The following is a 25,105-nucleotide window of genomic DNA, read 5'->3' on the forward strand; positions in this document are numbered from 1 at the left end:
TTTACCCACGGGATTCACAAGGCGCTGCCTGTTTCAGATGAGCCACGAAGTTGCACGGCCGATGCCGCACATCCAGTTGTTCGGCCAGGATGCCATCCCATCCGGTACGCACCGCGTTGGTCGAACCCGGCAGGCAACACACCAGCGTGCCATTGGCCAGGCCTGCCAGCGCGCGGGACTGCACGGTGGAAGTGCCGATGTCGGCCACGGATATCTGGCGGAACAACTCGCCAAAACCATCAACCTGCTTGTCCAGCAGGCACGTGACGGCTTCCGGCGTGCTGTCACGCCCCGTGAAACCGGTGCCGCCAGTGATCAGCACCACCTGCACCACCTCCTCGGCAATCCAGGTCGCCACTTGCGCACGGATCTTGTACAAATCATCTTTGAGCAGGACCCGCTCCGCGAGGTTGTGGCCGGCAGCCGTGAGCCGATCGACGAAGACCTGCCCGGACGTATCGGTTTCCAGGGTACGGGTATCACTGACAGTCAGCACCGCGATATTGAGCGGCACGAAAGGTACATCAGCCTTGGCTTTCATAGGCTCGTCCAGTTGTGAAGGAAACAGCCCGGTGTTATATCACAGCGCTTCATTTTTTCGCCCGTGCGGAGACACGCCATGACCTCGATCACGCCATTGCCACCCTGCTCCATCCTGCTCTTGGCGGGCGGGCGCGGACAACGCATGGGCGGCCAGGACAAAGGCCTGGTGCCGTGGCAGGGCGAACCGCTGATTGCCCATCTGCATCGTCAGACCCGCGCCATGAGCGATGACCTGATCATCTCCTGCAACCGCAACCCACAACATTATGCGATGTATGCCGATCAGTTGGTGCATGACGAGGAAGGCGACTTTCCCGGGCCGCTGGCAGGCATCCGGGCAGGCCTCAAGGCAGCGAGGCATCCGTATTTGCTGGTGCTGCCGTGCGACGTACCGCAAATCGACTCGAGCCTGCTCGACAACATGCGCAAGACGGCCAGCCAGCACCCCGACAAACCGCTGATGGTGCGGCACGGCGAGCACTGGGAGCCGCTGCTGTGTGTCATCCCGCTGGCACTGGCATCGAGCTTCGAACAAGCCTGGCGCGAAGGCGAACGCAGCCCCGGGCGTATCATGCGTGCACTGCACGCGATTGCACTGCAATGCCCAGCCGACGATCCCCGCCTGGCAAATCTGAACACCCCGGAGTTATTGGCCCGACACAAAGGCGTGTCAGATTGACACTAGCCAGGAACTTGCGCGCGATGTATACGTCTGAAGGTCAGTAACTTGAAGAATCCATTTCGGAGAAACACCATGACACAACGGACCCTCGCCACGTTCATGCTCGCTCTGGGCCTCGCCACCCTTGCCGGGTGCGCTTCGCCAACAGTGATCACCTTGAATGACGGTCGCGAAATCCAGGCCGTCGATACCCCCCATTACGATGAAGAAAGCGGCTTCTACGAATTCGAGCAGCTGGATGGCAAGCAGACTCGCGTGAACAAGGATCAGGTTCGTACCGTTAAGGATTTGTAATCTGTAACGCTGCTGCCCTATGTCGCTAGAAAAACGGCGCTTCCTGGAGAGGGGAGCGCCGTTTTTTTTGGGCTTGTTTTGGGGGTATATCCGTTATTTTGGTAACGGCTACTTAGGGTTCCGCCCTTACGGCGGGTCACTTTCGAAAAGCGCGAAAGTAACCAAAGCGCTCCTGCCCCACCACTCGGCACCTCGCTTAGGCTCGGTGTGCCCTCACTCCGGCATTGCTACGTGGGCCCGCCGCGAAGGGCCATCCATGGCCCAGCGCGGCTATCCCGGCATCCATGCCGGGATGCCCACTCCACAATGCCTGCGTTCGGCCAGCGTGGTTAACGGGGCGCCGAGATCAACGTCCGCCGCGAGGCGGCCTTATAGCCGACCTGGTTTTGGGGGATCGCGTTTCTCCTGTGGGAGCGGGCTTGCTTGCTCGCGAAAGCGGAGGATCAGTTTGCGGTGATGTTGGGTGTGCCTGCCTCATCGCGAGCAAGCTCGTTCAGGTTTGGCGATGCACATGAATTCTGTGTCCGCTGAAGATCCAATGTGGGAGCGAGCTTGCTCGCGATAGCAGTGGCTCAGCCACATAGATGCCGGACATGCCCCGCTCTTGCTTTGCTTTACTTTGGCTTTTGATCTTGATCTTGATCTTGATCTGGGAGCCCCGTTAAACCACGCTGGCCGAACGCAGGCATTGCGCAGTGGGCATCCCGGCATGGATGCCGGGATAGCCGCGCTGGGCCATGGATGGCCCTTCGCGGCGGCCCACGGAGCAATGCCGGAGTGAGGGCATGCCGAGCCTAAGCGAGGCACCGAGTGGTGGGGCAAAAGCGTTTTTGGTTACTTTTGGCGCTCTTCCAAAAGTGACCCGCCGTAAGGGCGGAACCCTAAGCAGCCGTTACCGCAGCAACGGATATTCACACCGCCCCCTCCAACAGAAAATCAAAACTGCAACACGATACGGCTCTCGAACACCCGCTCCTGACCACTAACCGGATCAACAAAACGCAACCCTTGCGCCAGCAGCTTTAAAGGATTCGCGTAATCATCCTCAACATCCCGAAGCACATCAGGATAAAACGGATCATTGCAGATCCCCGCTCCCAGGGCACTCATGTGAACCCGCAACTGATGTTTCTTGCCTGTGACCGGATACAGGCCGTAACGCCACAGTTCCCCCTTCCTTTCCAGCACTTCGATAGCCGTTTCGGTATTGGGCTCGCCCGGCCCTTCCTGCATCCGGAAGAACGGCTCGCCATCGATCATTCGGCTTTTATGCACTCGGGGAAAGGTCAACCCAGGCAACGCGCGGGCAATGGCCTGGTAGCGCTTCTCGATCTGCCGCGTCGGAAATAACGACTGATACGCCGAACGGGTGTGCGGGTTGGCCGAAAACAACACCAGCCCGGCCGTGTGCCGGTCGATGCGGTGCAGGGGCACCAGATGAGGATTGTCCAGCCGCCGGATCAGCCGTCGCAACAAGGTTTGCTCGACGTATTCGCCCGCCGGGGTGACAGGCAGGAAGTGCGGTTTGTCTGCCACCACCAGGTGCTCGTCGGCATACAGGATCGACTCCACCACCGGAATCGGCTTCTCGTCGGGCACTTCACGAAAATAGTGGATGCGCAGGCCTTCGCGGTAGGGCAGGTCGACACCGATGGCCTTGCCCTCCCCGTCCAATACCCGGCCCCGAGCGATCCGGTCCAGCCACTGCTCGCGACTGATGGTGCTGAAATGCTCGCACAAGCACTCCAGCACTGTCTGCCAGGAACCGGGCGGCAGGTACAGCGTACTGGCCTGATGATGAGCGGCGGAAAACGATGAACCGGACATTGAAAACTCTTAGGCATTTTGCAGGGTGACATTATCCGACAGTCCCACAAGCCAGCCCAGCAATGATTGCTTACGCCGTGACCGACGTGGATTTTGCCGCCGCTTCGATGAACTCTTTCAACCAGCGCAACACCTCCACCGCCTCCCAGCGGCCTGGGTCGTACAGCGCGTACAGCAGGCCCTGATAACCCACCACATCCAACTGTTTGTGATAGCCGGCACGCTGGAACAACGCTTCGATCTCGGCGAAACAGGTGTTGAAATGCAGTTTATTGAAGGGTGTCTTGCCTTCGGTAACCAAGCCATCCAGGCGCAGCTCAAGGACGGCCTCACGCACAACGTCCGCGGACATCCTGTTCACGCTGCTTTTCAGTTGTTCGACATTGACCAAGGGGATGCACTCCAGATAGCTGTATGGGCATACAGTAACCGAAGCACGGTGCTTTCGCCAACCGCCGTATCAGCAACCGACGGATGAACTGCTCAACCGAGAAACTTCACGATCTGTTCGGCCTCGAAGGGCCAGTCCAGCTCGGCACCGGTATCCAGCCTGCGCAGCACGGGAATACGCAGCCCATAACTGTCCACCCAGGCTTCGCGTTCTGAAATGTCCACCAGCTCCACCAACAATCCATGTTCGACGAAAGGCATCAGTTCAGCTTCGGCCACTTCGCAAAGATGACACCCCAGGGTGCCGAACAACTGGCATTCAGGAAGCATGGCGGGTAGACCCAAAAAAGATAGACGGTCATTCTAGGCCCGCCCCGGGAAACCGTCGAGTCGCAGGCTCGCTTCAAGGTATTTCGGTAAAACGCTGATGCAAATCACTGAGCGCCCATGCTTTTCCAGCGACGCTTGTCGCATTTTTCCCCTCTACGCTGTGCATTGAAACCTTGAAACGGAGTTCCCCTTGTTTGCCAACCTACTGATCATCCTTGCCTCGTCCCTGGTGGTCATCGCCTTGTTCAGGCGGCTGCGCCTGCCACCGGTGCTGGGTTATCTCTGCGTCGGGCTGGCGGTCGGGCCGACCGCGCTGAACTGGGTGAACGACAGCGAAGAACTGCCAGATCTGGCCGAACTCGGGGTGGTGTTCCTGCTGTTCTCGCTGGGGCTGGAGTTTTCCCTGTCGAAAATGCTCGAACTGCGTCGGGTCGTGTTCGGTCTTGGCAGCCTGCAAGTGTTGTGCTCGGGGGCAGTCCTGGCGGGCTTGCTGGCATTGGGCGGCGCACCTGTGATCGCCGCGTTGTTGCTCGGTGCGGGGCTGGCCTTGTCCTCCACTGCCATCGTCAGCAAGGAATTGACCAGCCTGGGAGAGATCTTCAGCAGCCATGGCCAAAACGCCATCGGCGTGTTGTTGTTCCAGGACGTTGTCGCGGTGCTGTTGTTGACCCTGGTACCGGTATTCGCCGGCAGTAGCGAACACCCGTGGTACTGGGCGCTGCCCTTGACCCTGGGCAAGACCCTGGTTTTGTTCGGTGGCCTGCTGCTGGCCAGTCGGCTGCTGTTGCCCCGGCTGTTCCATGAGGTGGCGGCGTCCCGATCCGCGGAACTGTTCGTGCTGCTGGCCCTGGTGATTGTGTTGCTGACGGCATGGCTGACCCACCTGCTCGGTTTGTCGCCAGCCCTGGGAGCTTTCCTGGCGGGCATGCTGCTGGGGGAAAGCCACTACCGGCATCAGATCGAAGCCGACATACGCCCGTTCCGCGACATCCTGCTGGGGCTGTTCTTCGTCAGCATCGGCATGCTGATCGACCTGCAACTGTTCCTCGATGACGGCTTGCTGATCCTGGGATTGACCCTCGGCCTGATGCTCATCAAGGGCTGCGTGGTTGCCACCCTGGTGAAATGGCGCGGCAGCGACGTTGAAACCGCCTGGCGCAGTGGCCTGGCGCTGGCCCAGGGTGGTGAATTCTGCTTTGCCCTGATGGCCCTGATGCAGCAGAACCGCCTCATGCCCGCCGACATCAGCGGCCTGCTGCTGGCCGCGACGTTCTGCTCGATGCTATTGACTCCCCTGTTGCTGCGCGCGGCGCCACACATCGCCGCGCGCCTGCATCGCAAACCCAACGAAGAAGCGCAACTGGACCAGATCAGCGCACTCAATGCCGGCTTGTCGGGCCATGTAGTCATTTGCGGCTACGGGCGCGTCGGTCAATCCATCGGGCGGTTCCTGCGCCGCGAAGGCCAGGCATTCGTCGCCCTGGATGACGACCCGGTGATCATCCGGGAAGCCACCGTCGGGGAAAACTGCGTGCATTATGGGGATTCGCGACGAGGAGACTTGCTAGCGGCCGTTGGCTTGAGCCGCGCCAGACTGCTGGTGATCGCGGTGGACAAGACCGACATCGCCATCACCGTGCTCAAGGCGGCCCGACAGGTCAACCACCAGGTACCGATCCTTGTGCGTACGCGTGACGACAGCCAACTGGCCGAGTTACAGGCTGCCGGGGCCAACGAAGTAGTCCCGGAATTGCTGGAGTCGAGCCTGATGCTGGCCTCCCACGCCCTGATCATGCTCGGCCTGCCCGAGCAGCAGGTCCGGCATCATGTGGATCAGGTCCGTCACGACCGCTATCGCCTGCTCCATGGCTTTTATCCCGGCAACCAGGACAAGGAGCCTTAGTGCAACGATCAGTCCTGGCTAACGGCACCGATCTTGTGAATCGACAGGTCGGCGCCGTAATACTCTTCTTCCTGGGTCAGACGCAGCCCCAGCACGGCCTTGATCACGCCATAGACCGCAAACCCGCCGGCCAGGGCGACGACAACGCCCAGCGCCGTGCCGATCAATTGGCTGATCAGGCTGACCCCACCCAGGCCACCCAAGGTGCTCTGGCCAAAGATGCCACAAGCAATGCCGCCCCAGACCCCGCACAGCCCATGCAGCGGCCAGACACCGAGCACATCGTCGATCTTCCACTTGCCCTGGGCTGCGGTGAAGCACCAGACAAACAAGGCACCGGCAATGCCCCCCGTGACCAGCGCACCGACCGGGTGCATCAGGTCGGAACCGGCACAAACGGCCACCAACCCGGCCAGCGGGCCGTTGTGCAGGAAGCCCGGGTCATTGCGCCCGACAATCAATGCCGCCACGGTACCGCCCACCATGGCCATCAACGAATTGACCGCCACCAGCCCGCTCACCCCGGGCAAGGTCTGGGCACTCATCACGTTGAAGCCGAACCAGCCGACAATCAGGATCCACGAACCCAAGGCCAGGAATGGAATGCTCGAAGGCGCGAACGCCACCAGGCGACCGTCCCGGTAGCGGCCGTTACGCGGGCCGAGCAAGAGCACGGCAGCCAACGCCAACCAGCCGCCCATGGCATGCACTACCACGGAGCCGGCAAAGTCATGGAAACTGGCACCGAACCGGGCTTGCAGCCAGGCCTGCAGGCCAAAATTGCCGTTCCAGGCCAAGCCTTCGAAAAACGGATAGACAAACGCCACGATCAGCACCGTGGCGCACAACTGCGGTGCGAACCGCGCACGTTCGGCAATACCGCCGGAAATGATGGCCGGGATCGCGGCGGCAAAGGTCAGCAGGAAGAAAAACTTCACCAGGCTGTAGCCGTGATCGGCGCTGAGCACCGCCGCCGGTTGCAGGAAGGTCACACCGTAGGAAATCCAATAGCCTATAAAGAAATAGGCCAGGGTCGAGACCGCGAAATCGCTGAGGATTTTCGACAGCGCATTGACCTGGTTTTTTTGCCGGACCGTTCCCACTTCAAGAAACGCAAAGCCGGCGTGCATGGCCAGAACCATGACTGCGCCGAGCAGGATGAACAGCGTATTGGAGCTGTGGACCAGACTGTCCACGGCACTTTGCATATTTTCCATGGTATTGGCAGACCTGAAAAAGTTGAAAAAAGCACCAAACCGGTTCGTCCAACCTACCAACGCACCAAGTTGAAACGACTCATTGGCCGAGCGCAGGCCGCTGAACCGCTTTGGTGCGCAAGAACGGTAAAAACGAAATCCCGCTTGGAGGTGCTTCGCGGGTTTTGATTATTTGGGTTAAGGTTTTTCGGGCTTTCGCCCAGCTTCAGCGCACTGGCGCAGGCTGACGCACCAGTACATGGCAAAAGCCTGAGCAAAAGTTGTACCAGCCACTTGTACTGAACCTTCCGGCAAGGCTCATACTCGAACGTTTCAGACGTCACTTACGGAGATTCACCGATGGCCAGAACCCAGGCAAAGACTGCTCAAGAAATCCTGATGGAAGATTTCCAGACGCTGGTCAGCGACACGGAACGGTTGCTCGATCACACCGCGACACTGGCAGGCGATCAAGCCGATGCATTGCGCAGCCAGATTCACGAAACCCTTTTGCGCGCCCGCGAAACGCTCAAGCTGACGGAAGACTCCATGCGCGAACGCGGCCAGGCTGCGGTGGTCGCCACCGAGGAATATGTACAGGCCAACCCTTGGCAATCGGTCGGCATTGCCGCAGGCGTTGGCTTCCTGATTGGTCTGCTGGCGACACGGCGCTAATGATGGGTATCGACGAATCCGGCTCGTCCGAAGCGGGCACACAACCTACAGCACGCCGCCTGGGCGCGGCGTTCCTTGGTTTGCTGCATAGCCACGTCGAATTGTTCGGCATGGAGTTGCAGGAACAGAAAGCACGCACCGTCAGCCTCCTGCTGTTCGCCGGCCTTGCGCTGGTGTTCGGCTTGCTGTTGTTGGTCGGGCTTTCGGCGCTGGTCCTGATCCTGGTATGGGACACCTATCGTCTGGCCGGCATTATCGGCCTGTGCCTGTTTTATCTGCTGGCCGCGCTGTTCTGCGGGCTTCGGCTCAAGGCAGCGATCTATGACGAGTCCTCTCCTTTCCATGCCACCCTTGAAGAATTGGCCAACGACCGGGAGCGCCTGCTGCCATGAGCCTGCCTGATATCCCTCAAGCCCGAACCCGACAGGAAATGCGCAAGGCGCTGGTGCGTCTGCGCATGGAAATGCATCGCCAGGAAATCCGTCAGGAAACGCGCCAATTGCTACAGCCCTTGCAACGGGTGCGCGGCTTGACGCAAAGCTGGCACGAAGGCTTCGGCATCAAGCACGCGCCACTGTGGGGCGTGGCGGCGGTGTCCCTGCTCGGTTTCCTCACCGGTAAACGGACCCGCACGGGTGGTGGCGGTGGCTTGACTGGCCTGATTCGCCTGGCAACGACATTGCTGCCGTTGATCAAGCTGGCCAACAGTGTGCGCAAGCCTTGAGGACCGATACACCATGATGAGCTTGCCCCGCGGGACTGCGTAGTAAGCGCTATGTACGAGCTGTGTAGGAGCTGTGTAGGAGCTGTGTAGGAGCTGTGTAGGAGCTGTGTAGGAGCTGTCGAGTGCAACGAGGCTGCGATCTTGCCCCAGCCAATTGAATCATCAATGCAAGAAAAGATCGCAGCCTTCGGCAGCTCCTACCCCCATAAGCCTTGCAGGGCAGCCCACGAACCGGGAAGCTAGGACACCGACATCATCAAACGGAGCAACCGGCCTTGGATTGGCATACCCTGCTGACTCGCGAACGCCTCGGAAAACCGCTGCACAGTCCGCAAGAGCTGGGCCGCAGTCCTTTCCACAAGGACCACGACCGCATCATCTTTTCCGGAGCCTTCCGCCGCCTCGGACGCAAGACGCAAGTGCATCCGGTCTCCAGCAACGACCATATCCACACGCGCCTGACCCACTCCCTGGAAGTCAGCTGCGTCGGGCGTTCCCTGGGCATGCGCGTGGGAGAAACCATCCGCAACGCCTTGCCTGACTGGTGTGAGCCAAGCGACCTGGGCATGGTGGTGCAATCGGCCTGCCTGGCCCACGACATTGGCAACCCGCCGTTCGGTCACTCCGGCGAGGATGCTATCCGCTATTGGTTCCAGCAGGCCGCCGGCCGTGGTTGGCTCGATGCAATGAGCGAAGCCGAGCGCAACGACTTCCTCAACTTTGAAGGCAACGCCCAAGGATTCCGGGTCCTCACCCAACTTGAATACCATCAGTTCGACGGCGGCACGCGGCTGACCTATGCCACCCTCGGCACCTATTTGAAATACCCCTGGACTGCCCGCCACGCGGACTCGCTGGGCTACAAGAAGCACAAGTTCGGTTGCTACCAGAGCGAGCTGCCGCTGTTGGAGCAGATTGCCCACAAGCTCGGTCTGCCACAGATCGAGGATCAACGCTGGGCACGGCACCCCTTGGTGTACCTGATGGAAGCCGCCGATGACATCTGCTACGCGCTGATCGACCTGGAAGACGGCGTGGAGATGGATCTGCTGGAATACCCCCAGGTGGAGTCGCTGCTCCTGGACCTGGTGGGCGACGATCTTCCGGACACCTACCGGCAGCTGGGGCCGCTGGACTCGCGGCGACGCAAACTGGCAATCCTGCGGGGCAAGGCCATCGAACACCTGACCAACGCCGCCGCCCGGGCCTTTGTCGAACAGCAGGAAGCATTGCTTGCCGGCACATTGCCAGGGGATCTGGTGGAGCATATGCACGGCCCGGCAAAACGCTGCGTGTTGAATGCCAAGGACATGGCGCGCCGGAAAATTTTCCAGGACAAGCGCAAGACTCTGCATGAAATCGGCGCCTACACCACGCTGGAAATCCTGCTCAACGGATTTTGCGGGGCCGCCCTTGAACAGCACGGGGGCCGTACGCCTTCATTCAAGAATCGCCGCATTCTCGACCTGCTGGGTAACAACGCGCCGGATCCCAACGGCCCTTTGCATAGCGCTTTCCTGCGAATGATCGATTTCATCGCCGGGATGACTGACAGCTATGCCAGCGAAATGGCCCAGGAGATGACCGGCCGCACGCGCCAATAATATGGAGCGTGCAGGCATCTCGAAAAAAGTGGGAGCGAGCTTACTCCGGGTGGCGATCCTGCGATGACGCAGGCACATCCTACATCGATGCACACAGATCCACCGCCATCGCGAGCAAGTTCGCTCCCACTGGGGGTTGGCAGTGCATTTGCATTTTGCAGCGCTGCCCCACAGGGAGTTGAAGTAGATAAAATAATGCATGGCTTACGCAAACCCCGATTAAAACGCTTCCTTTGTTTGCACAAACAACACAATCAAAGAAATATCCTTTCACACTTCGCCAACTCTTCCCCCTCCTATTGTCACCCACCTACTAAAAAACCGATTACATCGTAATATCTTGCCTCTTTTTTTGTAGGAAACTTCTGAAATTGAAGTTGCATGCCTGTCTCTTCGTACGGCCCTGGTTGTAAGTGGGCTAAGGTGCGCGCTTTATTCAAGTTCGCAGGGTAATTTATTCATGAACTCCGTTTTCATTGTCGACGATCATCCGGTCATCCGCCTCGCCGTTCGCATGCTTCTGGAGCATGAGGGTTATAAGGTCGTAGGAGAAACTGACAACGGCGTCGATGCGATGCAAATGGTGCGCGAATGCATGCCAGACCTGGTTATCCTGGACATCAGCATTCCCAAACTCGACGGGCTGGAAATTCTCTCGCGCTTCAACGCCATGACCACTCCGCTCAAGACGCTGGTGCTCACGGCCCAGTCGCCGACGCTCTTCGGCATTCGATGCATGCAGTCCGGTGCTTCTGGTTACGTTTGCAAACAGGAAGACCTCAGCGAACTTATCAGCGCAATCAAAGCGGTATTGTCCGGCTATAACTACTTTCCCAGCCAGGCGCTGAATCCGGTACGTCCGGATGACCCACGCAGTATCGAGCTGGACCTTTTCAAAAGTGTCAATGATCGGGAACTGATGGTACTGCAACTTTTTGCCCAGGGTCGTACCAACAAGGAAATAGCCAAGGGAATGTTTTTGAGCAATAAGACCGTCAGTACTTATAAGAAGCGGCTGATGCAGAAGCTCAAGGTCAAGTCCTTGGTCGAGCTGATCGAAATGGCAAAGCGCAACGCGCTGGTGTGAGAAAAAACAGGATGCTCAGACGCATAACCGAATGTCTCCTGCTGATCAGTGCAGCGTTATATGCAGGAATGCTCGCGGCGGCAGCGAATGCACCCGAGCAATATACCCTGCTGGGCCGCTCGTCCATGGCCCATACAGAGGTCAAGCTGGATAATGTTCACCGCGCCTGGCTACAGGATCGGCAGGCGCTGGTCCTGGGAACTTCCGCCCCGGATTACCCGCCTTTCGATCTCTCCACCAGCGGACGCGACTACGAAGGCCTGACGGCCGATTACGCCGACATCATCGCCAAGGCCACCGGCCTGCCCATGAGCGTCCTGCGCTTCGACTCCCGCGAGGCGGCCATGGCCGCACTCAAGGATGGGCAAATCGATATGCTTGGCACCGCCAACGGTTTCGAGGCGCGTAACCCCGACATTGTGCTGTCGACGCCGTACGCAGTGGACCAACCCGTGCTCGTCACCCGAACGAGTGAAAGCCGATCCCTGCCTGACGATCTCGATGGGTTGCGACTGAGCATGGTCTATCACTACCTGCCGTTGCGGGAAATTGAAAAACTCTACCCCAAGGCACTCATCACCACCTACCCGTCCTACCAGAATGCCATTAACGCCGTCGCCTTCGGCCAGGCCGATGTATTTCTCGGCGATACACTTTCCACCCACTACATGATCAACAAGGGCTACTTGAGCAATATCCGCATGGCCAGCTTCGGCAAACACGAATCCCATGGGTTCGGTTTCGCCGTACGACGTAGCGACACCCGCTTGTTGGAAGTCATCAACGCGACGCTGAACCAGGTCTCCATTGCCGAGCAAGCCGCCATCTCCAAGCGTTGGAGCGCAGGCAGCGACCTGTACCTCACGGACCACAGGATACAACTGACCGACCGCGAGCAACGCTGGCTGGCGAGGCATCCGGTGGTTCGAGTGGTGGTGAACGAAACCTCGGCGCCCTTCACCTTCTTCGATGCGCAGGGGGACTTTCGCGGCATCAGTGCCGACCTGCTGGAACAAATCCGACTGCGCACCGGCCTGCGCCTGGACATCCAGCGCCGCCAGAACGACAGCGAAATGATTGCTGCGGTCCTCAACGATCAAGCCGACATGATCGCCGCACTTTTGCCCAGCAGTGAACGACAACGCCAGTTGAAGTTCAGCCGCCCCTACATCGACAGCTCGTTCGTCCTGCTGACCCGCAAACAGTCCGACACGCCCACGACACTCGATCAGTTCGGCCACGCCAGCCTGGCAATCGCCAAAGGCAATCCGGTCATTGAATGGCTACGCAGCCAGTACCCAAACATTCAAATCATCGAAACGGACGGCCCCTTGCGCGCCGTGGAAATGCTCGCCCACGGCCAGGTCGACGGCAGCGTGAACGCCCAGGTGATGGCCAACTACTTCATCTCCTCCTATGCGTGGCGCGACAAATTGCAAATCAGCAGCACGGTGGGTACCCAACAGGCCATGTTCGCGCTGGCCACGGCAAAAAACGCCACAGCATTGAACGCCATTCTCGACAAGGCCCTGACCAGCATCGACCCTGACGAACTGGGCGTCATCAACAACCGCTGGCGCGGTTACGTCTCGCCCTCGGAACACACCTGGCGCACCTACAACCGCCTGTTCCTCCAGGTCGGCGCGGGCATTGGCCTGTTGCTGCTGTTTTCCCTGGCGTGGAACGCCTACATGCAGCGCCAGATCAGGCAGCGTCAACGGGCGGAACTGGCCCTCAATGATCAGCTCGAATTCATGCATGCGCTGCTCAACGGCACCCCTCACCCCATCTACGTGAGGGATCGCAACGGCATCCTGCAAAGCTGCAACGACAGTTACCTGCAAACGTTCCACGCCAAACGCGAAGACGTCATTGGCAAGAACCTGATGCCAGGTTCCATGAGCAACGCCTTCGAAGCGCAGGAGTACCAGGCGGACTACCAGCGTGTCATGGCCGAAGGCACCGCCCTGATCGTGGATCGGCCACTGCACATCGGGGACAGGCAACTGACGATCTATCACTGGATCCTCCCCTACCGAAACTCTGCCGCCGAAGTGCAAGGCATCATCGGCGGCTGGATCGACATCAGCGAGCGGCGCCAGCTGTTCGAGGAACTGCGCGCGTCCAAGCAACGGGCCGATGACGCGAACCGCGCCAAAAGCACGTTCCTGGCAACCATGAGCCATGAAATCCGCACCCCCATGAACGCGGTGATCGGCATGCTTGAGCTGGCCCTGAAACAGGCCGAAAAGGGCCGAGTGGACCGTTCGACCATCGAAGTCGCGTACGAGTCGGCCTCCGGCATGCTCGAACTGATAGGCGATATCCTGGACATCGCCCGTATCGAATCCGGCCACCTGAGCCTGGCCCCCGAACGCGTCAATCTCAGGGCCCTGTTGCAATCGGTCATTCGGGTATTCGAGGGTGTGGCCCGGCAGAAAAACCTGGCGTTGTCCCTGCAGTTCGACACAGCCGAGGGCAGCCCTGACGTGTTGATGGACCCGTTGCGGTTCAAACAGGTGCTGTCGAACCTGATCAGCAATGCCCTCAAATTTACCGAGCAGGGCCAGGTAGCGATCAAGGTCCGGCTGTCTCCAACCGACCGGGACGACGTCCTGCAAATGCACCTGGAGGTCAACGACAGCGGCATCGGTATTGGTCCGGCGGACCTGCAACGTTTGTTCGAGCCGTTTGCCCAGGTCGATAACACCAGCCGGATGGCTCGCAACGGTGCGGGGTTGGGGCTGGTGATCAGTCGCAACCTGTGCCGGATGATGGGCGGCAGCCTGCACATGAACAGCCAACCCGGCACCGGCACCCAGGTCCTGGTCTGCCTGCAACTGACCGTCCTGTCGACGGCGCCGGTTCTCCCCCCACCTGAACCTGTCATCGAAACGGCCCAGGCCACCCTGAACGTCCTGATCGTGGACGATCATCCCGCCAACCGCCTGCTGATGTCACAGCAATTGGAATACCTGGGCCATCACTACCAGGTCGCCCATGATGGTGCCCACGGGCTCGAGGTCTGGCAAAAGAACCATTTCGATCTGGTCATCGCCGATTGCAACATGCCCATCATGAGCGGCTACGAACTGGCCCGGTCGATTCGTCGCGATGAGTCCGAGCAGCAACGACCGCCTTGCACCCTCCTGGGGTTCACTGCCAATGCCCAGCCGGAGGAAAAAAAACGCTGCCAGGACGCAGGAATGGACGACTGCCTGTTCAAGCCGATCAGCCTGAGCGCCTTGAGCCAATGGATCAAGGCGGTCAAACCCGCCAGTTGCCCGGCAGTTTTCAGCATACAAAGCCTGCAAGCGTTGACCGGCGGTGACCCGTCATCCAACCGGCGGTTGCTGGCCGAATTGCTCAGCAGCAGCCGCTCGGACCGCCAGGAGTTGCTCGACGTCGCCCACAGCGCAAACCGGCCGGCGCTGACCGAAATAGCGCACAAGATAAAAGGCGTCGCCCGCATCGTCCAGGCGACCTCGCTGATCCAGCGCTGCGAGGCGTTGGAGCTCGCTTGTCACCAGGCGCAGGCACCTGGGCGAATCAACGATTGCATCGACGCCCTCGACCGCGCCATGAGCGAACTGGAACGGGCCCTCGAAACGGAGATCGCCAGGGCAAAATAATCCAGCGTTTACTATGCTATCCGCTCAGCAGTGCGTACCTGGGGGGTTCTCGATCGGTTTCCCCTGCACGCGGGAACACCCATCGAGAACGCCCCCTGACACTTGGAGTGACTGCAATGCCCAGCGCACCGCGTCCGGAAAAACGCCGGTTCCCCCTGCACGTCCATATCAGCGTGATGTTTACCCTGCTTTTGTTGCTGACCGGGGTGGTGCTGGGGATTTTCAATTACCGGCAAACCACGCAAATCATCCTGTCCAGCAGTGAAAAACTGTTCAACCGCATTGAACGGGATGTGCGTCTGGACCTGTACGACACCTACGAACCCATCCGCCACCTGTTGAGCCTGCTGGCCGACTATCCGGCGACGCGCACGCCCCAGATGGCGCAACGCCTGGCCCTGCTCGTGCCCTTCAGCCAGGCACTGCGGGACAACCCGAACCTGGCGTCGTTGTACCTGGGCGATCATCAGGGCAACTTCATGATGGTCCGGCCATTGCGCACCGCGGCCCTGAAAGCCGCCCTGCAGGCGCCGGCCGAGGCGTTCTACCAAGTCTGGACCGTGGAGCGGGCAACCGAGCAAGGCCCGGTTCATTCCCAGTCGCTGTTCTACGACGAGACGCTGACGCTCATCGGGCGCCGGGACATTGCCGACGAAACCTACGACCCCCGCAGTCGCAGCTGGTTTCGCAGCGCCGCCGACAGCCCCGAGCAGATCACCACCGAGCCCTACGTTTTTTTTTCCACCCATAACGTCGGCACAACCCTCGCCCGGCGCAGTGGCGAGCAGGCTGTCATTGGCGCCGACCTGACCCTGGCGGCCCTGTCCCAGACCCTGGCCAAGCATAAGGTGACCACCGGCACCGAAGTCGTCTTGCTCGATCCCAAGGGCAACGCAGTGGGTTATCCCGACAGCAGCCGGCTGCTCGCCGACGCCCAGTCGGCACGCCTGATCAAGGCCCGCGACCTCAGCCCGGCCATCGCCGCCGCGCTCGACGACAACACCGACACCACGCGCCTGGAAGCGGCCGGACGCCAGTGGATCGTCTCTCGCAGCCACATGCAGGAAGGCGGGCCCCAGGGCCTGGAACTGGCGCTGCTGGTCCCTGAAGATGAGCTGCTGGACAATGCCTATCGCATGCGCTGGCAAGGCGCGCTCATCACCCTGGCCACCCTGCTGCTGTGCCTGCCCCTGGGTTGGCTGACGTCCAGGATCCTGGTCAAGCCTTTGCGCGAACTGGTGCGGGAGGCCGACGCCATTCGCAGCTTTGACTTCAACTACCCGGTGTCCCGTCGCTCCCCGGTGCTGGAGGTCGATCAGTTGAGCGTATCGATGGCGCGCATGAAAGAGACCCTGGCGAGTTTCCTTGAAATCACCGCCAGCCTGCGCGCCGAAACCCGCTTCGCCCCGTTGCTGGAACGGGTGTTATTTGAAACCGTGAAAATCGGCCAGGCCCAGGCTGGACTGATCTACCTGCGCGAGAACGACGACAATCGGTTCAAGCCGTATGGGCTGGTCATCAATGAAACGCCCAGGGACCTCGAGGTCTTCAAGTTGCGCAGTCATGAGCTCCAGGCTGGCGACAGCCCGCAATGGCTCCAGCAACTGGCCACCTCGGACAACCTCGTGGTCTCCCTGGGCTTCGAACAGGCGGGCGATCTGCAGAGTGTCCTGCGGGAGCTGGACTCGCCGCGGGTCCATCTGATCGGTATTCGCCTGCGCAATCGGCACCAGGAGACTGTCGGCGTACTAGTACTGCTGATCACCGACAGCGGCACCGAAGCCGACCTGGAAAAACTGCAGCCCGACCGCATCGCCTTCCTGCAGGCGGTTTCCGGTGCCGCCGCCGTGAGCATCGAGGGCCAGCGCCTGCAAGCCAGGCAAAAGCAGTTGCTGGACGCCTTCATCCAATTGCTGGCCGGCGCGATCGATGCCAAGAGTCCTTACACGGGTGGCCATTGCCAGCGGGTGCCGATCCTGACACTGATGCTCGCCCAGGCTGCCGCCGCCAGTCAGGCACCGGCATTCGACGCCTATCGGCCAACGGAAGATGAATGGGAAGCCCTGCACATCGCTGCCTGGCTGCACGACTGCGGCAAGGTGACCACCCCCGAATATGTGGTCGACAAGGCCACCAAGCTGGAAACCCTGAACGACCGGATCCACGAAATACGCACCCGCTTCGAAGTGCTCAAGCGCGATGCCTGGGTCGATTACTGGCAGGCCGTGGCAAGCGGCGGCGAGCCGTCATCCCTGGCGCAGCAGCGCGACGCGACATTGACGGCCCTGGATGACGACTTTGCTTTTGTCGCCCGCTGCAACCTGGGCTGCGAAGCCATGGCCGAGGCCGATCTGCAACACCTGCGACAGATTGCCCAACGCCCGTGGACCCGGACCCTCGACGATCGCCTGGGCGTTTCCTGGGAAGAGAACCGACGCCAGGGTCGGACGCCCAAGCCGACACTGCCGGTCATTGAGCCACTGTTGGCAGACAAGCCCGAGCACCTGTTCGAACACCACGAAGCCGAACTGATCCCGGCGGACAACCCGTGGGGCTTCCAGCTCGACGTACCGGCGTGGAAATACAACCGTGGCGAACTCTACAACCTGAGCATCGCCCGAGGCACGCTGACCCGCGAAGAGCGCTACGTCATCAACCATCACATGGTGCAGACGATCCGGATGCTCAGCCAGTTGCCCTTCCCCAGCCACTTGAACAATGTCGCGGAGATCGCTGGCGGTCATCACGAGAAGATGGATGGCAGTGGTTATCCCAAGCGCCTCAAACGCGAACAGATGAGCCTGCCGGCGCGCATGATGGCCATTGCCGACATTTTCGAAGCGCTGACGGCAGCCGACCGCCCCTACAAGAAAGCGAAGACACTGAGCGAGGCCCTGGGCATCATGGCCACCATGTGCCGTGACGCCCATATCGATCCCGAGCTGTTCGGGCTGTTCATCGAAGAAAAAATCTACGAGAGCTACGCCAGCCAGTTCCTCGACCCGCACCAGATCGATGAAGTCGACCCCGACGCACTGCTAGTCAAGGCAGGGTTGAAGGCATGAAAGCTATCCCTGCAGGCGCTGCGATCTTTCCACTGACGCATGAATCCCAAGCGAAAGATCAAAGATCGCAGGCTTCGCCAGCGCCTACAGCAAGCGAGTCAGCAATCCGTCAGGCGCAGGAATATCGCAGCCAACGCTTCAATGCCGGCCTGGTCATGCTCGGTAAAACGCGCCAGTTTCGGACTGTCCAGGTCGAGCACGCCGATCAGGCGCCCGTCCTTGACCAACGGCACCACCAGCTCGCTGTTCGACGCGCTGTCGCAGGCGATGTGCCCGGCGAAGGCATGGACATCTTCGACGCGCTGGGTCTGCCGGGTCGCGGCCGCCGTGCCGCACACGCCGCGACCGAAGGGAATCCGCACGCAGGCAATCTGGCCCTGGAATGGCCCCAGGACCAACTCTTCGTTGCGATTGAGGTAGAAACCGGCCCAGTTCAGATCATCCAGCTGACTGGACAGGAAAGCCGAGAACTGCGCGGCGTTGGCGATGAAGTCACGTTCATCGGTCAACAAGGATTCCAGCTGTGCCGATAACAGCGCGTAGCCGTCAAGGCCGACTCCGGTGCCCTTCAAATCGATCATGCCTTGTGCTCCAACAATTTCAGGCCTACCCAATAACGGGCAAACTGATAGGCGCAACGTCCGTTGCGGTTGCCGCGACCGGTTGCCCAACGCACCGCCAGCACATCCAGCGCGTCGTCGCGCTGCCAGGCCAGCCCGGCCTTGGCCGCCAGTTCGCCGATCCAGTGCTCCACCACGTTGAGGAAATGCTCCTGGGTAAACGGATAAAACGACAGCCACAAGCCAAAGCGATCGGACAAGGCGATCTTGTCTTCTACCGCTTCGCTGGGGTGAAGCTCGCCATCGACCCGTTTCCAATTCTCGTTGTCGCTTTCCTTTTCCGGCACCAGGTGACGACGGTTGGAGGTGGCATACAGCAGCACGTTGTCCGGCGCCTGCTCCAGGGATCCATCCAACACGCTCTTGAGCACGCGGTAATCGCCTTCACCGGATTCGAACGACAAGTCATCGCAGAACAACACGAAGCGCTGGGGCAGTTTCGCAACCTGCTCGACCACGCGAGGCAGATCGGCCAGGTGATCGCGTTCGATCTCGATCAACCGCAGGCCATGCTGGGCATGTTCGGCCAACAAGGCGCGTACCAGGGACGACTTGCCGGTGCCACGCGAGCCCCAGAGCAAGGCATGGTTGGCGGGCATGCCATCGATGAACTGCCGGGTGTTGCGGCCCAGTTGTTCGACCTGGCGGTCCACGCCGATCAGGTCCGACAGGCGCATGTCGAGGCTGACCTGCAGCGGCAACAGGTAGCCACTGCGCCCGTCACGCTGCCAGCGGGCGGCCAGGGTCTGGGCCCAATCAATGGCGGGCCGGGGCGCCGGCAGCAAGGGCTCGATCCGGGCCAGCACGGCATCGGCACGCTCAAGAAAAGCATTCAATCGCGAGTCCACGTCTTCTCCTCGGACAGGTTCACAGTAATGATGGCGCTCGAGCTACGAAACGCCGTATCCAATGGCGGGTCTACTTCACACAATACACACCGGCTGCACCGGTATTCAGAGATGATCAGCTATGCTTGACCGGCGAAGGGAAACGTAAGTGGCTCATCACTCAATGGACATCAGATTCACCCAACGGCTTTCCTATAAGCAGGCTCGCCTGACCGTCCTGGTGGGCTTCGTGCTGGGCACCTTGCTCAGCCTGGTGCAGATCGGCATCGATTATGCCAGTGAAGACGCGTCGATCAACCGTGAAATCCTCTCGCTGCTGGAAATCAGCCACAACCCGGCTTCGCGCATCGCCTACAACATCGACGCCGAGCTCGCCCAGGAACTGTCCATGGGCCTGTTGCGCTCACCGGCCATCATCGGCGCCGAGCTGATCGACAACAACAATACGGTGCTGGCCAGCGTCAAGCGGCCTGAACTGCAAAGCAACTACCGGTTCATCAGCGACTTCATGTTCGGCGCCCAGCGTCAGTTCGAGGATCGCCTCTACCTGGACCACCTGCCCGGTGAATCCCTGGGCATGCTGCGACTGGACGTCGACACCTATGCGTTCGGCAGTCGTTTCCTGCGCCGTGCCGAGGTCACCCTGCTCAACGGCTTCGCTCGCAGCCTGATCCTGACCGGCCTGTTACTGGCGCTGTTCTACGTGATGCTGACCAAACCCCTGGTGCGAGTCATCCGCGAATTGAGCAGCCGTGATCCGAGCAGCAGCGAACAGAACCGCTTGGAATGCCCTGCCGGTCACCAGTCCGATGAAATCGGTGTACTGGTGTCGGTCGCCAACCAGCAGTTCGAAAATATCTCCACCGAAATCCAGCAGCGACGCACGGCCGAAAACCGCCTCACCGAATACCTGGCGCAACTGGAAAACATCGTCTCGGCACGCACCGCCGAACTCAAGGCCATCAATACTCGCCTCAGCCAGTCCAATGAGGAGTTGGAGGTGGCCCGGCGCACCGCCCTGGACATGGCAGAAGCCCGCTCCGCGTTCCTTGCCAACATGAGCCACGAGATCCGCACACCGCTCAACGGTCTGCTGGGCATGATCGCCCTGTCCCTGGATGGCCCCCTGACAGCCGAGCAACAGCAGCAGCTATCGATTGCCCATGACTCGGGCAAAGTATTGGTCGAACTGCTCAACGACATCCTCGACCTGTCGAAATTCGACGCCGGTCAACTGGAGCTCGAACGCATCCCGTTCGACCTCGGATCCCTGGTGGAGGACACCGCCAACCTGCTTTCCCAGAACGCGGCCCCCAGTGTCGAACTGGCCTGCCTGATCGACCCGCAGTTCCCGACGCAGGTCCTCGGCGACCCGACCCGGGTGCGCCAGATCGTCAGCAACCTGCTGTCCAACGCACTGAAGTTCACGCGCTTTGGCCGGGTCGACGTGAAGTTGAGCCATTACGAAGACGGCGTACGAATCGAGATCTGCGACACGGGCATCGGCATTCCCCTGGAAGCCCAGGCAAGAATCCTGCAGCCGTTCACCCAGGCCGGCGCCGGGATTACCCGCCAGTTTGGTGGCACCGGGCTGGGCCTGGCACTGACCTACAACCTCTGCGAAGCCATGCAGGGCCGGTTGACGATCAGTTCCGAAGCCGGCTTTGGCAGTCAGTTCTGCGCCGACCTGCCCCTGCCTTGCCACCTCCCGGCAGCGCCAGTGGAACCGTTGCACGGCAATGTCGTCGCCATCACCGCTAGCAGCAGCGGGCTGGCCGAGTTGCTGGGCATGCTGTTGCCAGGATGGGGCCTGGGTTATGTGCAGCGCACCATCGATGACGGGTTGCTGGGGCTCACGCCCGACGTGCTGATTACCGACTGCCCGGAATGCCTGTTCAACTTGCGGCCCACCTTTGACGCACCGATCCTGCTGGTGACTGCCTATGGCAGCTTCATGCCGAGCGAAGAAGCCGCCGCCCTCGCGCCGCTGATACAACAAGCCCGGCCACTGGCGCGCCATGCGCTGTATCAGATTCTGCGGCGCGCCATGCAGAGCGAGACGACCATCATCAATGACGCACAGATCGAAGCCCTGGCGCCGTCCAAGCGTGGACGGGTGCTCCTGGTGGAGGACAACCCGGTCAACCAGTTGGTCGCCAAGGGGATGTTGGTAAAACTGGGCTGCGAAGTCACCGTCGCGGCCCACGGTGCCGAAGCCCTGTCTCAATTGGAACAGCGGGTGTTCGACCTGGTGTTGATGGACTGCAACATGCCGGTGATGGATGGTTACGAAGCCAGCCGACAGATCCGCCGCAGCGGGCGCTGGTCAGACCTGCCGATTGTGGCCCTGACGGCCAACGCGATGCCCGAGGAGCGCGAGCGCTGCCGCGCGGCCGGCATGAACGATTACCTGTCCAAGCCATTCCGTCGCGAAGAACTGGCGGCAGTGCTGGACCAGTGGGTGCCGACTACGTCAGCGCTTTGATCTGGCCCAACAGGTGATCCAGACCGTCTCGCAATGCCCCCAGGCGGTCCAGGTCAACGCCACTGTCGCACAACAGGCGGGCCTTGAGCGGGCCGACCTGTTCGCGCAAGGCTCGTCCGGCAGCCGACAGGCTCAAGTGCACCTCACGCTCGTCCCGGGCCGAACGTTGGCGCTGGACCAGGTCCAGTTGTTCCAGGCGCTTGAGCAGCGGCGTCAGCGTGCCGGAATCCAGCAGCAAACGCTCGCCCAAGGCTTTGACCGTCGGCTGTGGCGGGGCCGTGTCCTGCCATTCCCACAGCACCAGCATCGCCAGGTATTGCGGATAGGTCAGCCCGAGGCGATCGAGCATTGGCTTGTAGCCACGGATCACCGCACGCGAAGCAGCGTACAGCTTGAAGCACAACTGGCTGTCGAGCTTCAGCGAATCGACTGACAGGTCATTCATTTGAGCAGCGCTTCGATCTCACCGGTCAGGTCCTGGGGCTTGGTGGTCGGGGCAAAACGCTTGACCACCTGACCGTCCTTGCCGATCAGGAACTTGGTGAAATTCCACTTGATGCCTTTGGACCCCAGCACACCGGGCGCCCGCTGTTTAAGCTGGACGAACAAGGGATGAGCGTTGGCACCGTTGACCTCGATTTTCTTGAACAGCGGAAAACTCACGCCGAAGTTCAGCTCGCAGAACTCGGTAATCGCCCCCTCGTTGCCCGGCTCCTGCTTGCCGAACTGATTACAGGGAAAGCCCAGTACCACCAGGCCCTGGTCCTTGTAGGTCTGCCACAGCGCCTCAAGCCCCTTGTACTGCGGAGTGAACCCGCACTGGCTGGCCGTGTTGACCACCAGCACCGCCTTGCCGGCGTAATCGGCCAGGGTCTTTTGCTCACCCTTGATGGTGGTGCACGGGATGCTCAGCAGGTTGTCGCTCATGGCAAGGCTCCGAAGTAATGGGACTGGCGTGCAAGATAGCGAGCAATTCAATTGTGTGCAATTTAATAATCAACAATACCCGAGTCACACACTGTGGGAGCAAGGCTTGCCCGCGATGAAGGCAACATGGCCTTTCAGAGATCGAGGTGCCTGTTTCGCGAGCAAGCTTTGCTCCCACAGGGTTACTCGCGGGGCACGAGATCCAGGCACACCGAGTTGATGCAGTACCGCAGTCCCGTAGGCGGCGGGCCGTCGGGGAAGACGTGGCCCAGGTGGGCGTCGCATGTGGCGCAGACCACCTCGGTGCGGATCATGCCGTGGCTGACATCGCGCACCTCCACCACCGCACTGCCCTCGATCGGCGCGTAGAAACTCGGCCAGCCACAGCCGGAATCGAATTTGGTCTGCGAATCGAACAACGGCTCGTTGCAGCAGATGCAGTGGTACACGCCGTCGGTCTTGGTGGCGTTGTATCGACCGGAGAACGGTCGTTCGGTGCCCTTCAACCGACAGACGTTGTACTGCTCCGGGTCGAGCATGGCGCGCCATTCTTCAAGGGTTTTCTGCAACTTTTCCATCGTCCTACCTCGGCAATTGAAAAAGCCCGATCCGACGCTTTTCCGCAGATCGGGCGGCACGTATGATTGCGCCTCGTCAGACGCCAGTCTGGCAGTCACGTCATGCGCATTCAAACGGATTGTGGCGCCTATACCGCGTCAGGCCTGGGCACAGACGCAGGATTCCCAGTACGGTAGTTCATACGCCGCCTGGATCGTTCATTTTCGGGAACACATCGCCATGCAGGTCAGCAAATCGAACAAGCTCGCCAACGTCTGCTACGACATTCGCGGCCCGGTGCTCAAGCACGCCAAACGCCTGGAAGAGGAAGGCCATCGCATCCTCAAGCTGAACATCGGCAACCCGGCCCCCTTTGGTTTCGAAGCGCCCGATGAAATTCTCCAGGACGTCATCCGTAACCTGCCGACCGCCCAGGGCTACAGCGACTCCAAGGGCCTGTTCAGCGCGCGCAAGGCGGTGATGCAGTATTACCAGCAGAAACAGGTCGAAGGCGTCGGTATCGAGGACATCTACCTGGGCAATGGAGTGTCCGAACTGATCGTGATGTCCATGCAGGCCCTGCTCAACAACGGCGACGAAGTGTTGGTGCCGGCGCCGGACTACCCGCTGTGGACTGCCGCCGTGAGCCTGGCCGGTGGTAACCCGGTGCATTACCTGTGCGACGAACAGGCCGACTGGTTTCCCGACCTGGCTGACATCAAGGCCAAGATCACGCCCAATACCAAGGCACTGGTGATCATCAACCCGAACAACCCGACCGGCGCGGTGTATTCCAGGGAAGTGCTGCTGGGCATGCTGGAACTGGCCCGCCAGCACAACCTGGTGGTGTTCTCCGACGAGATCTACGACAAGATCCTCTACGACGACGCCGTGCACATCTGCACCGCCTCCCTGGCACCGGACCTGCTGTGCCTGACGTTCAACGGTCTGTCCAAGTCCTATCGGGTCGCCGGTTTCCGCTCCGGCTGGATCGCCATCTCCGGCCCCAAGCATCACGCCCAAAGCTACATCGAAGGCATCGACATGCTGGCCAACATGCGTCTGTGTGCCAACGTGCCGAGCCAGCATGCGATCCAGACGGCGCTGGGCGGCTACCAGAGCATCAACGACCTGGTCCTGCCCCAGGGCCGGCTGCTGGAACAGCGCAATCGCACCTGGGAATTGCTCAACGACATTCCTGGCGTCAGCTGCGTCAAGCCGATGGGCGCGCTGTATGCCTTCCCGCGGATCGATCCGAAGGTCTGCCCGATCCACAACGATGAAAAATTCGTCCTCGACCTGCTGCTGTCCGAAAAGCTGCTGGTGGTCCAGGGGACGGCTTTCAATTGGCCGTGGCCGGATCACTTCCGCGTCGTGACCCTGCCGCGGGTCGATGACCTCGACCAGGCCATTGGCCGGATCGGCAACTTCCTCAAGTCCTACCGCCAATAAGCCAGACAGCGTGCGGGGAGCCCTCGCCTCGCACGCTGTTTGATTCAGCAACACATCCGTTCTGCTGACTCCGCCAAGCCTTCTACACTAGGGGGTGGACAGCCAGCTGGCACCCCGGCTCAACGTTCACGGGGGGCAGGCGCCATATTTTTTTCCCCAGTCACTTTCAGAAAAGTCTTTCAAACATTTAGGACGGCTGTAGGACACAGTTTGAAATAGTCAGCGAGTTGAATAGCCTGCGGCGGCACCTTATATACCCCGCA

At 60.5% G+C, this 25,105-nt stretch carries 22 protein-coding genes; 12 read left to right on the plus strand and 10 right to left on the minus strand.

What is annotated here, in order from left to right; all coding sequences use genetic code 11:
• Position 1: 1 nt before the first annotated feature.
• Positions 2-541, minus strand: coding sequence for a molybdenum cofactor biosynthesis protein B (gene moaB / locus KI237_RS21195; RefSeq protein WP_212796917.1), 540 nt, complete (start codon positions 539-541; stop codon positions 2-4).
• Positions 542-619: 78 nt separating this feature from the next.
• On the opposite strand from moaB, the gene mobA reads away from it, so the two are divergent.
• Entirely contained in the window at positions 620-1,222 is a 603-nt protein-coding gene (gene mobA, locus KI237_RS21200) for a molybdenum cofactor guanylyltransferase MobA (RefSeq protein WP_212796918.1), read from the plus strand.
• A 75-nt stretch (positions 1,223-1,297) separates the two neighbouring features.
• Positions 1,298-1,519: a YgdI/YgdR family lipoprotein gene (locus KI237_RS21205; RefSeq protein ID WP_003199454.1), complete on the plus strand. Its 222-nt coding sequence runs from the start codon at positions 1,298-1,300 to the stop codon at positions 1,517-1,519.
• 936 nt (positions 1,520-2,455) lie between these two features.
• Here the strand turns inward: KI237_RS21205 and KI237_RS21210 are convergent.
• The 3 genes from KI237_RS21210 to KI237_RS21220 all read right to left on the minus strand — a co-directional run bounded on the left by KI237_RS21210 (position 2,456) and on the right by KI237_RS21220 (position 4,066).
• Positions 2,456-3,346 (minus strand): pseudouridine synthase, encoded by an 891-nt coding sequence (locus KI237_RS21210; protein WP_212796919.1) that lies wholly within the window; start codon positions 3,344-3,346, stop codon positions 2,456-2,458.
• A gap of 70 nt (positions 3,347-3,416) precedes the next feature.
• On the minus strand, positions 3,417-3,737 hold the full coding sequence (locus tag KI237_RS21215; RefSeq protein WP_212796920.1) for a transcriptional regulator: 321 nt from the start codon (positions 3,735-3,737) through the stop codon (positions 3,417-3,419).
• 92 nt (positions 3,738-3,829) lie between these two features.
• A complete protein-coding gene (locus KI237_RS21220; protein ID WP_212796921.1) occupies positions 3,830-4,066 on the minus strand; it encodes a glutaredoxin family protein in 237 nt (78 codons plus the stop codon).
• A 190-nt stretch (positions 4,067-4,256) separates the two neighbouring features.
• On the opposite strand from KI237_RS21220, the gene KI237_RS21225 reads away from it, so the two are divergent.
• Entirely contained in the window at positions 4,257-5,969 is a 1,713-nt protein-coding gene (locus KI237_RS21225) for a cation:proton antiporter (protein WP_212796922.1), read from the plus strand.
• A gap of 8 nt (positions 5,970-5,977) precedes the next feature.
• Here the strand turns inward: KI237_RS21225 and KI237_RS21230 are convergent, their stop codons facing one another.
• The gene (locus tag KI237_RS21230) at positions 5,978-7,186 is read right to left on the minus strand and encodes an ammonium transporter (protein WP_212796923.1); all 1,209 of its coding nucleotides are present in this window, start codon (positions 7,184-7,186) and stop codon (positions 5,978-5,980) included.
• A 339-nt stretch (positions 7,187-7,525) separates the two neighbouring features.
• Between KI237_RS21230 and KI237_RS21235 the strand changes: the two genes are divergently transcribed.
• From KI237_RS21235 to KI237_RS21265, 7 genes are all read left to right on the plus strand, one after another.
• The gene (locus KI237_RS21235) at positions 7,526-7,840 is read left to right on the plus strand and encodes an ElaB/YgaM/YqjD family protein (protein ID WP_092166820.1); all 315 of its coding nucleotides are present in this window, start codon (positions 7,526-7,528) and stop codon (positions 7,838-7,840) included.
• Positions 7,841-7,842: 2 nt separating this feature from the next.
• On the plus strand, positions 7,843-8,232 hold the full coding sequence (locus KI237_RS21240; protein WP_003199439.1) for a phage holin family protein: 390 nt from the start codon (positions 7,843-7,845) through the stop codon (positions 8,230-8,232).
• On the plus strand, positions 8,229-8,564 hold the full coding sequence (locus KI237_RS21245) for a hypothetical protein (RefSeq protein ID WP_058545502.1): 336 nt from the start codon (positions 8,229-8,231) through the stop codon (positions 8,562-8,564). Before KI237_RS21240 ends, KI237_RS21245 begins: the two co-directional genes overlap by 4 nt.
• Positions 8,565-8,839: 275 nt before the next feature.
• Complete coding sequence (locus KI237_RS21250; RefSeq protein WP_003199435.1) at positions 8,840-10,168, plus strand: deoxyguanosinetriphosphate triphosphohydrolase; 1,329 nt, start codon at positions 8,840-8,842, stop codon at positions 10,166-10,168.
• A gap of 460 nt (positions 10,169-10,628) precedes the next feature.
• A complete protein-coding gene (locus tag KI237_RS21255) occupies positions 10,629-11,255 on the plus strand; it encodes a response regulator transcription factor (protein ID WP_212796924.1) in 627 nt (208 codons plus the stop codon).
• Positions 11,256-11,266: 11 nt separating this feature from the next.
• Entirely contained in the window at positions 11,267-14,887 is a 3,621-nt protein-coding gene (locus KI237_RS21260; RefSeq protein WP_212796925.1) for a transporter substrate-binding domain-containing protein, read from the plus strand.
• A 116-nt stretch (positions 14,888-15,003) separates the two neighbouring features.
• On the plus strand, positions 15,004-17,952 hold the full coding sequence (locus tag KI237_RS21265) for an HD domain-containing phosphohydrolase (protein ID WP_212796926.1): 2,949 nt from the start codon (positions 15,004-15,006) through the stop codon (positions 17,950-17,952).
• Between the two features lie 98 nt (positions 17,953-18,050).
• Here KI237_RS21265 and msrC read toward each other — a convergent pair whose 3' ends face one another.
• Together msrC and KI237_RS21275 are read right to left on the minus strand one after the other, a co-directional pair.
• Positions 18,051-18,533: a free L-methionine (R)-S-oxide reductase MsrC gene (gene msrC, locus KI237_RS21270; protein WP_212796927.1), complete on the minus strand. Its 483-nt coding sequence runs from the start codon at positions 18,531-18,533 to the stop codon at positions 18,051-18,053.
• On the minus strand, positions 18,530-19,420 hold the full coding sequence (locus KI237_RS21275) for an ATP-binding protein (RefSeq protein WP_212796928.1): 891 nt from the start codon (positions 19,418-19,420) through the stop codon (positions 18,530-18,532). Before KI237_RS21275 ends, msrC begins: the two co-directional genes overlap by 4 nt.
• A gap of 163 nt (positions 19,421-19,583) precedes the next feature.
• Between KI237_RS21275 and KI237_RS21280 the strand changes: the two genes are divergently transcribed.
• Positions 19,584-21,905 carry a hybrid sensor histidine kinase/response regulator gene (locus KI237_RS21280; protein WP_212796929.1) on the plus strand — a complete coding sequence of 774 codons (2,322 nt, stop codon included), beginning with the start codon at positions 19,584-19,586 and terminating at the stop codon, positions 21,903-21,905.
• Here KI237_RS21280 and KI237_RS21285 read toward each other — a convergent pair.
• The 3 genes from KI237_RS21285 to msrB form a co-directional block, all read right to left on the minus strand.
• On the minus strand, positions 21,889-22,350 hold the full coding sequence (locus KI237_RS21285) for a MarR family winged helix-turn-helix transcriptional regulator (protein ID WP_212796930.1): 462 nt from the start codon (positions 22,348-22,350) through the stop codon (positions 21,889-21,891). The genes KI237_RS21280 and KI237_RS21285 overlap by 17 nt on opposite strands.
• Positions 22,347-22,832 carry a glutathione peroxidase gene (locus tag KI237_RS21290; RefSeq protein ID WP_212796931.1) on the minus strand — a complete coding sequence of 162 codons (486 nt, stop codon included), beginning with the start codon at positions 22,830-22,832 and terminating at the stop codon, positions 22,347-22,349. The genes KI237_RS21285 and KI237_RS21290 overlap by 4 nt, the downstream gene beginning before the upstream one ends.
• 182 nt (positions 22,833-23,014) lie before the next feature.
• Positions 23,015-23,410, minus strand: coding sequence for a peptide-methionine (R)-S-oxide reductase MsrB (gene msrB, locus KI237_RS21295; protein WP_212796932.1), 396 nt, complete (start codon positions 23,408-23,410; stop codon positions 23,015-23,017).
• Positions 23,411-23,630: 220 nt separating this feature from the next.
• On the opposite strand from msrB, the gene KI237_RS21300 reads away from it, so the two are divergent.
• Entirely contained in the window at positions 23,631-24,842 is a 1,212-nt protein-coding gene (locus KI237_RS21300; protein ID WP_212796933.1) for a pyridoxal phosphate-dependent aminotransferase, read from the plus strand.
• The last annotated feature ends 263 nt before the right edge of the window (positions 24,843-25,105 follow it).

It is taken from the genome of Pseudomonas sp. St316 (assembly GCF_018325905.1).
Classification (GTDB): Bacteria; Pseudomonadota; Gammaproteobacteria; order Pseudomonadales; family Pseudomonadaceae; genus Aquipseudomonas.